18 protein-coding genes are annotated in these 13,357 nt (G+C 47.1%); 5 read left to right on the forward strand and 13 right to left on the reverse strand.

Features of this window, described 5'->3' with window-relative positions:
* Positions 1-12: 12 nt before the first annotated feature.
* From trxA to rpmE, 3 genes are all read left to right on the forward strand, one after another.
* The gene (trxA, locus tag RBH92_RS02830; protein WP_292925208.1) at positions 13-339 is read left to right on the forward strand and encodes a thioredoxin TrxA; all 327 of its coding nucleotides are present in this window, start codon (positions 13-15) and stop codon (positions 337-339) included.
* A 142-nt stretch (positions 340-481) separates the two neighbouring features.
* Complete coding sequence (rho, locus tag RBH92_RS02835) at positions 482-1,741, forward strand: transcription termination factor Rho (RefSeq protein WP_292925209.1); 1,260 nt, start codon at positions 482-484, stop codon at positions 1,739-1,741.
* 97 nt (positions 1,742-1,838) lie between these two features.
* A complete protein-coding gene (gene rpmE, locus RBH92_RS02840) occupies positions 1,839-2,051 on the forward strand; it encodes a 50S ribosomal protein L31 (protein ID WP_307933184.1) in 213 nt (70 codons plus the stop codon).
* Between the two features lie 46 nt (positions 2,052-2,097).
* On the opposite strand, the gene RBH92_RS02845 is transcribed toward rpmE, so the two are convergent.
* Positions 2,098-2,406 (reverse strand): cupin domain-containing protein, encoded by a 309-nt coding sequence (locus RBH92_RS02845; RefSeq protein ID WP_307933185.1) that lies wholly within the window; start codon positions 2,404-2,406, stop codon positions 2,098-2,100.
* A gap of 97 nt (positions 2,407-2,503) precedes the next feature.
* Here RBH92_RS02845 and RBH92_RS02850 point away from each other — a divergent pair, with 97 nt between their 5' ends.
* On the forward strand, positions 2,504-3,316 hold the full coding sequence (locus tag RBH92_RS02850; RefSeq protein WP_307933186.1) for an SDR family NAD(P)-dependent oxidoreductase: 813 nt from the start codon (positions 2,504-2,506) through the stop codon (positions 3,314-3,316).
* Positions 3,317-3,417: 101 nt separating this feature from the next.
* Here RBH92_RS02850 and RBH92_RS02855 read toward each other — a convergent pair whose 3' ends face one another.
* Complete coding sequence (locus RBH92_RS02855; protein ID WP_307933187.1) at positions 3,418-3,813, reverse strand: hypothetical protein; 396 nt, start codon at positions 3,811-3,813, stop codon at positions 3,418-3,420.
* Between the two features lie 433 nt (positions 3,814-4,246).
* Here RBH92_RS02855 and RBH92_RS02860 point away from each other — a divergent pair, with 433 nt between their 5' ends.
* Positions 4,247-4,996 carry a DUF5765 domain-containing protein gene (locus tag RBH92_RS02860; protein WP_307933188.1) on the forward strand — a complete coding sequence of 250 codons (750 nt, stop codon included), beginning with the start codon at positions 4,247-4,249 and terminating at the stop codon, positions 4,994-4,996.
* A 42-nt stretch (positions 4,997-5,038) separates the two neighbouring features.
* Here the strand turns inward: RBH92_RS02860 and RBH92_RS02865 are convergent, their stop codons facing one another.
* The 11 genes from RBH92_RS02865 to RBH92_RS02915 all read right to left on the reverse strand — a co-directional run bounded on the left by RBH92_RS02865 (position 5,039) and on the right by RBH92_RS02915 (position 13,330).
* The gene (locus tag RBH92_RS02865; protein WP_307933189.1) at positions 5,039-5,443 is read right to left on the reverse strand and encodes a VOC family protein; all 405 of its coding nucleotides are present in this window, start codon (positions 5,441-5,443) and stop codon (positions 5,039-5,041) included.
* A gap of 160 nt (positions 5,444-5,603) precedes the next feature.
* Positions 5,604-7,346: a tetratricopeptide repeat protein gene (locus RBH92_RS02870; RefSeq protein WP_307933190.1), complete on the reverse strand. Its 1,743-nt coding sequence runs from the start codon at positions 7,344-7,346 to the stop codon at positions 5,604-5,606.
* Between the two features lie 53 nt (positions 7,347-7,399).
* Positions 7,400-7,678: a DUF4242 domain-containing protein gene (locus RBH92_RS02875; protein ID WP_307933191.1), complete on the reverse strand. Its 279-nt coding sequence runs from the start codon at positions 7,676-7,678 to the stop codon at positions 7,400-7,402.
* 54 nt (positions 7,679-7,732) lie between these two features.
* A complete protein-coding gene (locus RBH92_RS02880; protein WP_307933192.1) occupies positions 7,733-8,329 on the reverse strand; it encodes a TetR/AcrR family transcriptional regulator in 597 nt (198 codons plus the stop codon).
* 809 nt (positions 8,330-9,138) lie between these two features.
* A complete protein-coding gene (locus RBH92_RS02885; protein ID WP_307933193.1) occupies positions 9,139-9,552 on the reverse strand; it encodes a helix-turn-helix domain-containing protein in 414 nt (137 codons plus the stop codon).
* Between the two features lie 59 nt (positions 9,553-9,611).
* Positions 9,612-10,028 carry a type II toxin-antitoxin system VapC family toxin gene (locus RBH92_RS02890; RefSeq protein WP_307933194.1) on the reverse strand — a complete coding sequence of 139 codons (417 nt, stop codon included), beginning with the start codon at positions 10,026-10,028 and terminating at the stop codon, positions 9,612-9,614.
* The gene (locus RBH92_RS02895; protein ID WP_307933195.1) at positions 10,025-10,264 is read right to left on the reverse strand and encodes a type II toxin-antitoxin system Phd/YefM family antitoxin; all 240 of its coding nucleotides are present in this window, start codon (positions 10,262-10,264) and stop codon (positions 10,025-10,027) included. The genes RBH92_RS02890 and RBH92_RS02895 overlap by 4 nt, the downstream gene beginning before the upstream one ends.
* A gap of 165 nt (positions 10,265-10,429) precedes the next feature.
* Positions 10,430-10,642, reverse strand: coding sequence for a type II toxin-antitoxin system HicB family antitoxin (locus RBH92_RS02900; RefSeq protein WP_307933196.1), 213 nt, complete (start codon positions 10,640-10,642; stop codon positions 10,430-10,432).
* A 3-nt stretch (positions 10,643-10,645) separates the two neighbouring features.
* Positions 10,646-10,927 carry a hypothetical protein gene (locus tag RBH92_RS02905; protein ID WP_307933197.1) on the reverse strand — a complete coding sequence of 94 codons (282 nt, stop codon included), beginning with the start codon at positions 10,925-10,927 and terminating at the stop codon, positions 10,646-10,648.
* Positions 10,911-11,126: a ribbon-helix-helix domain-containing protein gene (locus RBH92_RS02910; RefSeq protein ID WP_307933198.1), complete on the reverse strand. Its 216-nt coding sequence runs from the start codon at positions 11,124-11,126 to the stop codon at positions 10,911-10,913. Before RBH92_RS02910 ends, RBH92_RS02905 begins: the two co-directional genes overlap by 17 nt.
* Positions 11,127-11,617: 491 nt before the next feature.
* Entirely contained in the window at positions 11,618-13,330 is a 1,713-nt protein-coding gene (locus RBH92_RS02915; protein WP_307933199.1) for a hypothetical protein, read from the reverse strand.
* Positions 13,331-13,357: the final 27 nt, after the last annotated feature.

The following is a 13,357-nucleotide window of genomic DNA, read 5'->3' on the forward strand; positions in this document are numbered from 1 at the left end:
AAAGAGGATTTTATGAGTCAGCATATTCATTATGTAACCGATGCGAATTTCGAGGCGGAAGTCTTGCAGTCGACAATTCCTGTGTTAGTGGATTATTGGGCGGAGTGGTGCGGCCCTTGTAAAATGATAGCCCCGATTCTTGACGAAATCGCAAATGAATACGGCGATCGCTTGAAAGTGGCCAAACTCAATATTGATGAAAATCAATTGACACCGCCTAAATACGGCATTCGCGGAATTCCGACACTGATGCTGTTCAAAAACGGCAATATCGAAGCGACGAAAGTAGGCGCGCTCTCTAAATCGCAATTAACCGCGTTCATCGATAGTCATATTTAACTGGCTGAGTATATTGAGTAATGAGCTTAGTGAACCAGGCTCCGATGTAGGCCACGATCATAATTAACGCTTTCCCGTCTGTAACAGCTTTCCTTCCAGCACTTATCTTTAATACGTAAATCCCCTTTTTTCGAGCTCCTTCATGCGCTTATCTGATCTTAAAAATTTACACGTCACCGAATTAGTAAAAATGGCTATCGAAAACGAAATTGACGGAGCCAATCGAATGCGAAAGCAGGACTTGATTTTCGCATTGCTGAAGAATCAAGCTAAGAAGGGCGAAAATATTTACGGACACGGGACTCTGGAAGTGCTTCAGGACGGATTTGGTTTTTTACGTTCTCCGGATACTTCGTACCTTGCCGGCCCCGACGACATTTACATTTCTCCAAGCCAGATCCGCCGGTTTAATTTGCATACCGGGGATTCGATCGACGGCGAGATCCGTCCGCCCAAGGACGGCGAACGCTATTTCGCGCTGGTCAAGGTGGATAAAGTCAATAATGAGCCGCCGGAAAACTCCAAGCAAAAAATTCTGTTTGAAAATCTGACGCCGCTTTTCCCGGATGAACGGCTGATGCTGGAACGTGATATCAAGGCGGAAGAAAATATTACCGGCCGGATCATTGATTTGATCGCGCCGATCGGCAAAGGGCAGCGCGGTTTGCTGGTTGCCAGCCCGAAATCGGGTAAAACCGTGATGCTGCAACACATTGCCCACGCCATTGCGGCCAATTATCCGGATGTAATCCTGATTGTGTTGCTGATCGACGAGCGTCCCGAGGAAGTGACCGACATGATCCGTTCGGTCAGAGGCGAAGTGATTTCTTCGACCTTCGATGAAGCTGCGACACGGCATGTGCAGGTTGCGGAAATGGTGATCGAGAAAGCCAAACGCCTGGTTGAACATAAAAAAGATGTGGTTATCTTGCTCGATTCGATTACCCGTTTGGCGCGCGCGTACAACACCGTGGTACCGGCTTCCGGCAAAGTGCTGACCGGCGGTGTCGATGCCAATGCCTTGCAACGGCCCAAACGCTTTTTCGGTGCCGCCCGTAATGTCGAGGAAGGCGGCTCGCTGACCATTATCGCGACGGCGCTGATCGATACCGGTTCGCGCATGGACGATGTGATTTATGAAGAATTCAAAGGCACCGGTAATATGGAAATCCACCTGGACCGGCGCATGGCCGAGAAACGCATTTATCCGGCGATTAACGTGAATCGCTCCGGCACCCGCCGCGAAGAATTGTTGATTCCACCTGAAGTGCTGCAAAAAATATGGGTATTGCGCAAATTGCTGCACCCGATGGATGATATGGACGCGATGTCGTTTCTGCTGGATAAAGTCAAGGCAACCAAGAACAATTCCGATTTTTTTGATTCCATGCGGCGGGTATGAGTTTGGGCCGCGGCAGTTGCACCGGCATCCGCAATAAAGGATAATACACGACTTTTTAATTCTCCCTTTCGGGGATCAGTCATCGAGGAAGTAGCAAATGAAAGCAGAAATTCATCCAGATTATCAAGAGATAACGGTTACTTGCAGTTGCGGCAGCGTATTTCAGACACGCTCTACCATGGGTAAAAATTTGAGCATCGAAGTATGTTCGCAATGTCATCCGTTTTATACCGGAAAACAGAAAATTGTGGATACTGCCGGGCGGGTTGAGAAATTCCGTCAAAAATACGGTCAATTCGCAGGCAAGTAATTTTCCTGATTCAGCTTAAGCCGGATCAGCGAAAGTTTGGATCGGCTTAATAATGAATCGCCAGCCAAATCGTTTCCTGATCGGGATCCGTCCAAGAAACCCGATGTTTTTTATGAGAGGGGATATTGATGAAATCACCCTCTCCAAGCTGTACCGACGTTTGATCGTCGAATAATAGTACCGCTTGTCCTTTCAGAACCATGACCCATTCGTGTTGCGCCTGATCGTACCAAGGCGATTGCTGGCCTTTTGATACGATACGCTCGATCTTGATCGAATTGCTTTCGATCAATGTCTCAAAAACTTCGCCGGATAAATCGCGCGGAATCGCTGAAAAAATATTTTGCAGTGTCATAAAATACTCGCTGGATTGCTGAATTAACAGGCATCGGCTTATTGTATCCCGGATTTTTCCGGCAAGATCGGCAACACGCGTTGAAAAAGGACAAATTATGCAACGAATTGCATTGGTGACCGGCGCATCGAGCGGAATCGGCAGAGCCACGGCCGGCTTGCTGGCGCAACAGGGTTTTTATGTGTTTGCGATGGCGCGCCGGGAAGAGCGGCTGGAGCAAATCCGTTCGGATAATATCGAGCCGCTGCCGCTCGATGTCACCGATATCGCAGCGGTCAACGCGGCGGTGGCGCATGTCATCGCGACCAAAGGCCGTATCGACGTGCTGGTCAACAATGCCGGTTATGGCCAGCTGGGCACGCTCGAATGCGTCTCGGTGGAAGCCGCGCACCGCCAGTTCGAAGTGAATGTATTCGGCTATGCGCATTTCATTCAGGCTGTTCTGCCGCATATGCGCGAACAACGGTCGGGGTGTATCGTCAATGTTTCTTCGGTTCTCGGAAAAATATCACTGCCGGGTTTTGGCTGGTACGCTGCATCGAAACACGCGGTCGAAGCATTGTCGGAATCGCTGCGCGGCGAAGTCAAAGCACTGGGAATCGACGTTGTCGTCATTGCGCCTGGTCTGATTAAAACCGAATTCGCCGAGAAGGAATTCGCGTTGCTCGAAACCGTTCAGCACCCGCCGGTGTACCGCAAAATCCTCGACGGTTTGCGCCGGCTGCTTGCCGGCGAGCCGCAGGCACCCGGTCCGGAAATCATCGCCAATGCGATCCTGAAAGCCGTAACCCGGTCAATTCCGCCGGTCCGGCACGCATTGCCGTGGGATTCGAAAGCCGCCGTGATTTCCCGCTGGTTGTTAGGCGCGCGGCTGTTTGCCTGGGCGGTGCGCAAGCAGATGAGAATTTGATTGTTTCAGGGAAAATTAGAAATTAGTCAGGATACAATTCAATAACAACTGGTACAAATCAGGCTGCTTGAGCAGGAGGGATTCAAGCAGCCTGGCCACTGTTATTTCACACTGCAGGTGCTTGTTGTCTGCGCAACAGTAAATCCTTGCTCGTTGATCAGTTGCCCGGTGACTCGTCCGCCTTGGATGAAAGACCGGCTGATGCGTGTTGCTCCGGTAGTAACATCCTTAGTGCTGCTATCGAAATCGAATTCGATTTCATCCCCAACCGTCGCTTTCGCTTCGGATTCTTTAACATTGTCACCTGATACGATTTTGGCAATATAGTTGCCGGAAACCATATTATTGCCGTCAACTGAAACCTTCGACTGGTCTGCTCTTTTTTCGCATTTCACGCGAATGTTTGCGGCATTCGCATCAGCTGCGGGTAGTGATGTGAAAAATACTGCCATTACTGCGGATAAAGCGGTTGAAGTTTTTAGAATCGTGGATTTCATCGTTATTTCTCCATCAAAGATTAAATGAATTAGAAGTTAATGATTGCTGCTTCAGTTAATTTGTGTGTGATTATTTCCCACACAGAATGCACTATATGCGGGAAATATTTACACGTCAAGATATTTGTGTAAATAATTCCCACAATTTTTGTGGAAATTAATGCCTATTTAAGTGTGCAACCTCGATGAATGCGCATAAGAACTGGATATCAAGAAGTTTGTCGAGAACAAATATATCTTCAGCAACGGCTGTCTATTTAATAGGCAGCCATGTACAATGCCGCTTAAATGCCCTTGTAAATCCTGTCCTACCGAGACCCAATTTCTTTCAAGTCAACGGTTATTGCGTGAACAGACCTTGACGTTTCATTGAAACCTTTCGATAAGTCTAAAAATCTGCCAGGCGCATATTCAATATTTCTAGAGAGGTTATATGTGCTGGAGTGGAGAAGCGTCGGCGGTGCTAGCAGCGGCGGGCATTGCAAGTACCGTGTATTTTTACCGGAAAGGTGAGTCGGGCGTATTGTGCGCCGCGCTGGCTTACTTTTCGTTGATGGAATTGCTTCAAGCGTACACATACACGGTGATCGATCAATGCCAGGATCCCAGAAATCAGATTGCGACTTTTCTGGGATATATGCATATCGCGTTCCAGCCCTTTTTTGTCAATGCAGTGGCGATGCATTTCATCCCTGAAGACTTGCGCCGCCGCATCGCTCCGGCTGTTTACACATTGTGCGCCGCCGCCGCGATCATCTTTATGATGCGGATTTATCCGTTCGATTGGGTCGTCTACTGTTTCGAAAGAAACTACACCATGACATTCTTCACCAGCGCAAAATTTACCATGCCTTTCTGCGGTGAGCAGATTTGCTCGACCTCCGGCGATTGGCATATCGCCTGGGCCATTCCCGCCAACGGCAATGTCTTCATGGGAAATGTTTACGGTTACGCCGCTTTTGTGCTGCCTTTACTGTACGGGTCTTGGAAAATGGTGAGCTATCACTTCGTGTCGGGGCCGTTGCTGGCGTACATGACCACTAACGACTTGAACGAAGGGGTAGCGGTCTGGTGCTTGTATTCCATCGGATTGCTGTTGCTGATGATTAAAACCCCGGTGCGGAAATATTTGTACGTCAAAAGCTGGTACGGATTGCCGCTGCCGAAATTCCTGCGTGCATAATGAGCCTCTGTTTCCAACACAGCAAATCGCTCGCGCAGGCAATTAATCAGATTCGCTGACGTTAGTCCACTCCGCACATTGGATAACCACGCGATACCCGTCATGATCCTCGAAAGTCCGGCCATCTTGCTCCCAATAGGGGTTCAAAGAAGAAACGCGCTTGAAACCGGCATCGAGCATCGCCTGGCAACGCGATTCCCATGCATCGCGGCTGGGAAAATAGAAGACCAGCAGGTCTTCAGGCGTAGGAGCCGGTGCAACCGGATGGGTGCGGCAGTAGGTAAATTCGAGATGATAACCTGCACCGGGAAGGCCGAGCATCACCCCGTCGAAGCCGTCGTGATCGTCAAAATGACCGACCCGGGCAAGCCCGAGACCGGCCTGATACATCGCATCGCTGCGGGAAAGGTCGCTGACGGGACGAGCTATCCGGAAATGTGTGAACATAGTGGAGATTCTCACTTGTCTGAATTCTATTGAAACCAATTACTGGCAATACCGGCAGTTAAGCCACGGCAAGCCGTTGGAAGAAAAGCTTTTCTCTAGAAATTCATGGCATTTCTAATGAATTTGCGCTGAAATCCTTATGCACAGCGCTATATTTTCACTAGCGCCCGAAACGGGAGGCGTTCAATTTCACGTCGGCGCGCGCCCAGGCTTGTTCAAACCGCGCTGTAATGATCTTTTCATCCTTGTTTTGCGCACGCAAAGCCTGCTGCAATCCATAAAGCGCCCATCCGTTGTTACGATTCCGTCGCAGGTCTTCCCAATATACTGTCTCTGCTTCGTCTGCCCGCCCTGATTTCAGCAGAATAGCGCCCAGTGCCAGCCGTGGCGGTAAGTGAAATTCCAGTGGTTCTGTATACACCAACGCATCTTCCAGGCGAACCGCTTTCTCAAGATGTGTAATGGCCTGATCGAACTGTCCGCGCGCAGCAGCAATCTCGCCGGCGAGTACTTCAGGTGCAGCGCTTAGCACCGTTTTTGTGGTGTTTTTCGAAAGAAGAGGGCCATCCAGCAAAGGATCAGCCATAATCTTGCGTAGCGATTCCAGTTCTTGCCCGGCTTGTTGCAATTGTTCCGTTGCGACAAATGCAAGGCCGCGCACATAGTGCCAGCTTCCCGTCAAAAATAGATTGGTCGATGGCGGTGCGGGTTCAGCTAGAATTTCCTGCCAGTGCCCAAATCTTGCGAGAGCCCAATAAGGGGTTACGCGGAAAACTGCTGTCAACGGTATTGCCTTCAACACTTCATCGCTAATCTTACTAGCAACTTCTCGTGCGGATTGAATGGCAATCTTGCTTTGACCATCCACGGTCGCTGCGAACCAAAGAAAATGGATATTGTGCGGGTAGTACACCATCGGATACAAACCTTGCGCGTGACACTGCGTGATGTAATCCTCGTCAGCGGCGATAGCAAGCTGGTTGCTCTTCATAGAATCGGCGTAACGGCCTACACGCTGATAAATATGCGATGACATGTGTATCATGTGCCCCGCTGCGGGCATCAATGTCAATAGTGTATCGGCTGCTTGTTCTGCGCGCTCGGGTGTACTGGTTGGTTCTATCAGGTGAATGTACATATGCAACGCCCCCGGATGTTTCGGATTGCGCCGCAATACTTCCTCGGTGAGCGCTACGATTTCGGCTGTTCCCTCATACGGCTGGCCATCGAGCATCCAATAACCCCAGGGCCGGAGATCCATCATGGACTCCACATACAACATCGCAATATCCGGGTCGTTTGGAAAACGCTCATGTACTTCCCGCATTGCCTCTGCGTAAGCCTTATTATTCGCCTCCCTTTGTCCGGCCTGCCCGGAGTAACGCTTCGCAAGGGCGCTGATAAGCGCCTGTTCCCTCGGTGATGCATTCGTCATCAATGATTTAGCCTGCTGAACGATCTCCAAAGCTTGTGGTTCTTCGTTCGGCTCCATCATCGCGTTGATATTGGGACCCAGCACGAGTGCTTGCCCCCAATAAGCCATTGCAAGTTCCGGATCCAACCGCGCCGCCTCGCGGAACGACCGGCGTGCCTCGGTATGGTTGAATGCGTAAGCAAGATTGAGTCCCTGATTGATGTACTGTTGTGCTAAGGGATTGCGGGTACTGACGGGAAATGTGTGCGAACCTAAATTATGCAACCTGGGCGCAAGCTGGCCATCCGGGCTTGGCTTATTTGCCATTTCGGACTCCGCATAATGCTTATGGCCACCGCCATGCCCGGTGGAAGCCTGCTGTTTTTGGGTTACTGTCATTGCTTCTGACTCGGCATACGATTCGAGAGTACTTGCAACAACCAGAGTCAGAACTAAAATCGTGGAGCGGATGGCAGTATAGGATTGCATGAATATTACCCCCTTGATATCAGTGTTTAATTTTCATAACCGAGAGAAATTCTCTAATCCTGCTCGGCAGTGGTTGGGTCAATCATAGATTTGATCCGAGAAACACGCTGAGCAGGAAACTCGCCTTGCTCGGCATGCGCTCTGATAGTCGCTTCGTCCGGTGCAATGTAAATGCAATAGACTGTGTCATCCGTCACGTAACTTTCCAGCCATTGGATTCTTGGACCCATATTGTTCAACACATTGCATGATTTCTGAGAAATGGCTTGTAAATCTTGCGGTGTTAGTGAACCGGCCCCAGGAATTTCACGTTCTATTATATATTTCGGCATTTCGCTCTCCTTAGAATTAAATATGACCAGTCGTATTTGTTCTCAGTAAAAAAATTAAGGTCTGAAATAATCGTCTAATAAATTCTGACAACACTGCTTAACCGGAGCGGAAGATTTTTCTATCTTCATCCGCAGTAAAGCGCCTTGCCAGGTATTTATGAGCAAATCAGCCATTTCTTCTGCTGACTTATCTTGTCGCACTGTTCCTTGTTGCTGTGCCTTCGCTATTCCAACTTGCAATAGATCCCGGTAACGATTGACCGCAGATTGGAGAGATTTCTGACAAACTTCGCTGGTGTCGCCTATTTCTCCCATCAGATTGCCTAAGAGGCAACCCCCTTTAAACGCATTCTTTTCAAGTTCTATTATTAGTTCATCAAAATAACATTTGATTGCACCGAGAGCATCTGTATCAGAGTTATCCAAGTAACTCGCCAATTGTGCAATAAACGGATCAATGTAGTACTGAATGACATCGGCGCCAAAGTCCTCTTTGCTGTCAAAATAATTATAAAAAGAACCCTTCGGGACATTTACTGCGTCCAGGATTTCCTGCAACCCAGTGCCATGGTAGCCTTGCTCCATGAATAATGTAACACCTTGGTTTAACAGGCCTTCCCTATTTAATTCTTTTTTGGTTGATTTTGACATGCACAGATAATACGACCGGTTGTCTCGATTGTCAAATCATCGTCCGAACATTGCACACATAATTCCGCAATTCCTGTTGTTTCCGGTTTTAAGTCCGCTACGTAAGGTTACCGGATCATAAAGCGAACAATTTGACCTGGTCAGTTCGTCACAGATCAAGGATTGCGATGGTTTTATCGCATTCCGGATACCTCATTCAACGCAGTCTTTGGGACATGCAACTACCATAGGTATTAGGAACACCATAACGAAATGCTCCGGCATATTGTTGCGAAAGGCCAATTTGCCGGTCCAATTGCGCAATACAGTCTGAGAATTCCGGTGAATTATATTTGAAACCCAGTTTGTAGCAATGGTTAACCATGCTCCGTCGCTGCTCCTCGACAGACACACAACCCGACATGATGACAACAGCAACAACCATAATACTCAATTTCCAGATCGACCATTTACTGCTCATGACCACACCCCGTTTCGTAGACTGATGCTAGAACTATGTCTCAATCCAGATGAACACATCGTGAACCTACGGGAAAAACTGTAATGGTTAATAATTCCGGATACGATTTAAGGCTGTAGCATGAGAAACCTTGAGGAGGTATTGATTGGGAAAGCAATGGAGTCTTACTTTCCGGACGGGAGTTTAGCCCGTAGTTTGGGTTGAGTGAAATGTAACCCAACGGTAGGAGATTGCGTTTATGTTGGGGTTTGTGTCTTATCCCAATCAGCGGCGCTGATTGCCATTGTTTTGATCCTGGATGGCGCAAGCTTATCCAGGCTACTTGCTGACGAATTAAATTCAAATGCCATCAAACAAAAGTCGCTGGCGATACCCCGAATCGCTCGCTCAATGCCCGGATTTGACGAATGTTGAACTCGCGTTTGCCGGACAGAATTTCCGAGACGACACCTTGGCTGCCGATTTCGGTTAAATCATTTTGTTTGAGTCCATGCTGTTGCATAAGGAATTTGAGCGCATCGATACCGGTTGCATCGGGTAAGCGGTGATGCTGCGTTTCGTAATCTTCGACCAAATCGCCGACAATATCGGCCAAGCTCATTGCTGGATGATTCTCGTCGCCTGATGCCTCTTCCAGCAATGCATTCAACAATGCAATCATGCGATCGTAGTGTATATCATCGCGAATGAGTGCAATGTCGGTTCGGTTGCGGAATTGCTCCCAAGCGGGTAGCAGATGCTTCATGTCAATGGATACTGTCATGATTTCCAGGCACCTTCGCCGCCGATCCACAATTAAATTTTCAAGTGCGATATCATGGATTAAACCGGAATTACCTGAACACCGCAATTTATGCCTGCACTTCGCAGCCGCTTGTCGTTCGTTGCGAGCGGAAGGCCATGCCGGATGGCAAGCTCCAAATAAGTAGCATCGTAAGTCGTCAGGTTTTGAGCACGAGCGAGGGCGAGAATTTCGTGCAAAGCGCGAGGCGAAGTCTCATCGTCGATGCTTATGGGCAAGTCACCAATCAACTCGAGCCGGATCGAAACGTCGGCGGGCATGATCCTTCCCCTGCGTTCCGCCTGTATCATGACATTTCCCAATTCCAGATACCATAGGGCAGGCACTAATGCCCCTTCATCGCGGACACGTTCCAGCAACGCATCGCAAGTATCCGATGCTTCGTCTTCAAAACACCAGGCGACGGCAATCGAGCAATCAAGAACAAACCCGGTCATCGGCGGCCTTCGTCACGCAGCGTTTGCCACGAAATACCATCAAGGGTGCAATTTTTTCGCAGCACCTTTAATTTTGCAATCGCGGAATCGATTCGCGAGCGGTCTGCAACATTTACAGGCACCAGCCGTGCCAAAGGCTTGCCGTGGCGGGTGATAATGATTTCCTCGCCCTGGGCCACCCGCTCCAGCAACGAAGATAAATGGGTTTTTGCTTCAAAGGCGCCGACAGTAATCATCGCTTAGCTCTCAATTCTGGTTGATCTTGTAAACCAGTTTAACAGATGGCGCTGGTTCTGTCAGTTGGCAGGGTCGGGTGAAGTGAAATCAAAGTTCTGAATAGCTTCGATATTGTTGGGTTTTGTACTTCACCTCAACTCACGAGTTGAGTTAGAGACAGCATTTCAAGCAAGCTGAAGTCTCCGCCCTTTGGGTTCCGGGATCGGATCGCCGAACTCTTTTGCAGTATCGATCCAAAGACCGATGGCTTCCTGTGCGTTCGATAAGGCCGATTCATAATTGTCGCCGTGCGCCATGCAACCGGGAAGTTCAGGAACTTCCGCGACAAAAACGTCGTCCTCGGCGCTCCAATAGATAATTACTTCATATTTATACATCGCTTATTTCTCCCAAGCGGCAATGTAAGATAACTGCGCGGACTTGGCGTACTTGATAAGGCTTGGCTTTGCTGCCTTGTTTTTGGAGATTGATTCGTTCTTCAATACCATTACGCCGAAAAATGTGATGACTACCCTGACACGCTCTTCAAAGGCAAAGTGTAACAAAAGTGCCCGTAAATCAGAAAAATCGATATTGGCATCCGAGCGGCCTTCAAGGATGCGGCGAAGCAATTTATCGTGTGTTTCCATCGCGCTTTGCTTAATGCTAACGGAGTAACTCATGCTTTGCGGTTTCCCAATCCAATACCGGGTCAGCCGGATCGTGCAAAACTTCTACGGTACGGGAAATGGCTTCAAAATCGTCGAGGTAATATTCGACAGCTTGTCTGATCACATCGGCACGCGTGCGATGCAATTTTGTGGCCGCTTCATCAAGGGCAGCAATCAATTCATCCGGTAATCTTGCAGATATTTGGCTCATTTCAGGTTCTCTATCCCAATTCTTAATGTCAACGAAATTCACTGAATGTCACATTAGCGTAAGCTGATACATTTTGCTATTAAAATACGAATTGCGCTTTATTGGTTGCCATTGTTGATCCTGGATGACGCAAGCTTATCCAGGCTACTTGCTGTGATGGTTAATAATCCTGGATACGATTTAAGGTTGTAGCGAGACCTTTGCGCGGTGTCATGAGCGGTGCGAGAATAAGGCAAAAATTTGCGAAAAAACGGAGTTTGCAACGGAGTAAATGAGCATTTTTCGCGAATTTTTAACGCGATTATCGTGCCGCGTAGTAGCCGTGCAAAGGCCTCGCAGCATGAGAAACCTTGAGGAGGTGTTCATTGGAAAAGCAACGGAGTCTTACTTTCCGGACGAGAGCATAGCCCGTAGGTTGAGTTGAATGAAATGAAGCCAAACGATTGGCGATTACGTGATGTTGGGGTTCGTGTCTTACCCCAACCTTCGAGCTAATTTGCAATGTTTGATTGAATAAAACCAATAAAGCCGAGCACTGTTCCAGCAAGTGTACACAAACAACCATACACTATACGCCAGAATAACTCTTTCTTTACTGGATCTGATTCAACTTCTTCAATTTCCGATGACCATCGTCGATTTATGGTGAGGGTGATGCCTGACAGTAACAAAAGATAAAACAACCAAAGCCCAAATTGAAGCGTGTGACGGTGGTTATCAACAAAAATGTTTGTAACTATATAAGAATCAGAGCAATTGCTCTGATTAGACTGACAAGCATCCACTAGGACATCATAAAGTGGGAAAATTGCAGCCATAAAGAGAGCTAGTGCTATAAAGACAAATGCATAACTATGTTTGATCAACCAAGGAAGAAATACCAACATAAAATTGTCGATTCTACTCATCAATTTTGAGATTTGTAGGACATAAGATAAAGCTCCAATAAATGCAAGTGTTGCAATAAGAAAACTGATCTCTGACTCAAATGAAATCACTGTAACTTTATCAGTGGGGTATATATTTCCACCAGAAATTAATCTTATGAATAGAGCTTTAATCCAGAGAAAGACCGCGAAACCAAAAATTACTTTCACGAACAATCCAAACCAACCCAAGAACTGTATAGACAGTTTCCAAGAATCAATTAGGATTTCACGTATCTTTCGAATAGGCGCAGGAGTTTCTTCTGTTACAGGAGATTCTGCAATTTGTAGATATATTTTCCAGCCACTTATTTTTGCAGGCGTTTCCTTCTTTATAGAAGGCTCTGCAATTGCGGCTGATACTATATTGGTTAAGGAATGGTGCTTAACCAGTGCTAAGACCAGAAAGCCTGCTGCAAAGAAGAAAGTCACACTGTGTATTTGTTCACCAAAAATTAAGAATCCGAGAACTTGAAGAGCGAAGTAGAAGATAAAATATGGCTCAACAAGGCGTAGAGTTACTAGAACCCACTCTCGAGTTGATTTATGTGATGCTCCCATACCATCAATGTGAGCTTCAGAATAGATTCGACTTCCAAAAATAGCTGCACAATAAGTGCATATTAGTACACAAGAAAAGACGATAAATAAAATAAGTATATTAGACCATGAGCTTTGCAAAACCTGCATAGATTTTAGGAGTGCGGCCAATGCAAGCATATCAACTGCTACTAATGCAGCCTGCAAATTCCAATGAACTTTTATTGCAATATTTTTCTCATCAACCCAAGATCTTGGTAGTAATAGTCGAACCCCTATCTCCATAAAATTAAAGAAGAAACGTGCAAGAGGAGGCAATTCGTGAACAGCTCCATCACTCGGCTGACTTATTATTTTGTTTGAATAGATCACCCAAACCAGACACAAAGTAAGCAGGCCAAGAAGAACTGATGCGTGATTAGACAATGCTTCAGAAATTAGCGCCAAATACATTATTAACTCTGCGAGGATTGGAATATATGCAGCAACATGTTCAACCAATTCAGGAAGTTTTTTTACTATTAAAGGGATAAAGTCAAATAATCCAGAAATAGTTAGTATGTAGACAAGCAATAGGCCTGAATGCCACGCTGCATTAGTAAATGCCCACCAAAATATGCTTTTCGGATGTTCATAGAATTGCCTGCTCTTAATTAATGTTAGGCCCGCTACATCAAGCGATACTATTATTCCTACTGTAATGAAAAATATTGGAATTAGAAATGTATCTATTGTCATAATCAAAAAAGTGAGAAGGTTTAGTGA

Origin of the sequence: Nitrosomonas sp. sh817, assembly GCF_030908545.1 — a bacterium.
GTDB lineage: Bacteria > Pseudomonadota > Gammaproteobacteria > Burkholderiales > Nitrosomonadaceae > Nitrosomonas.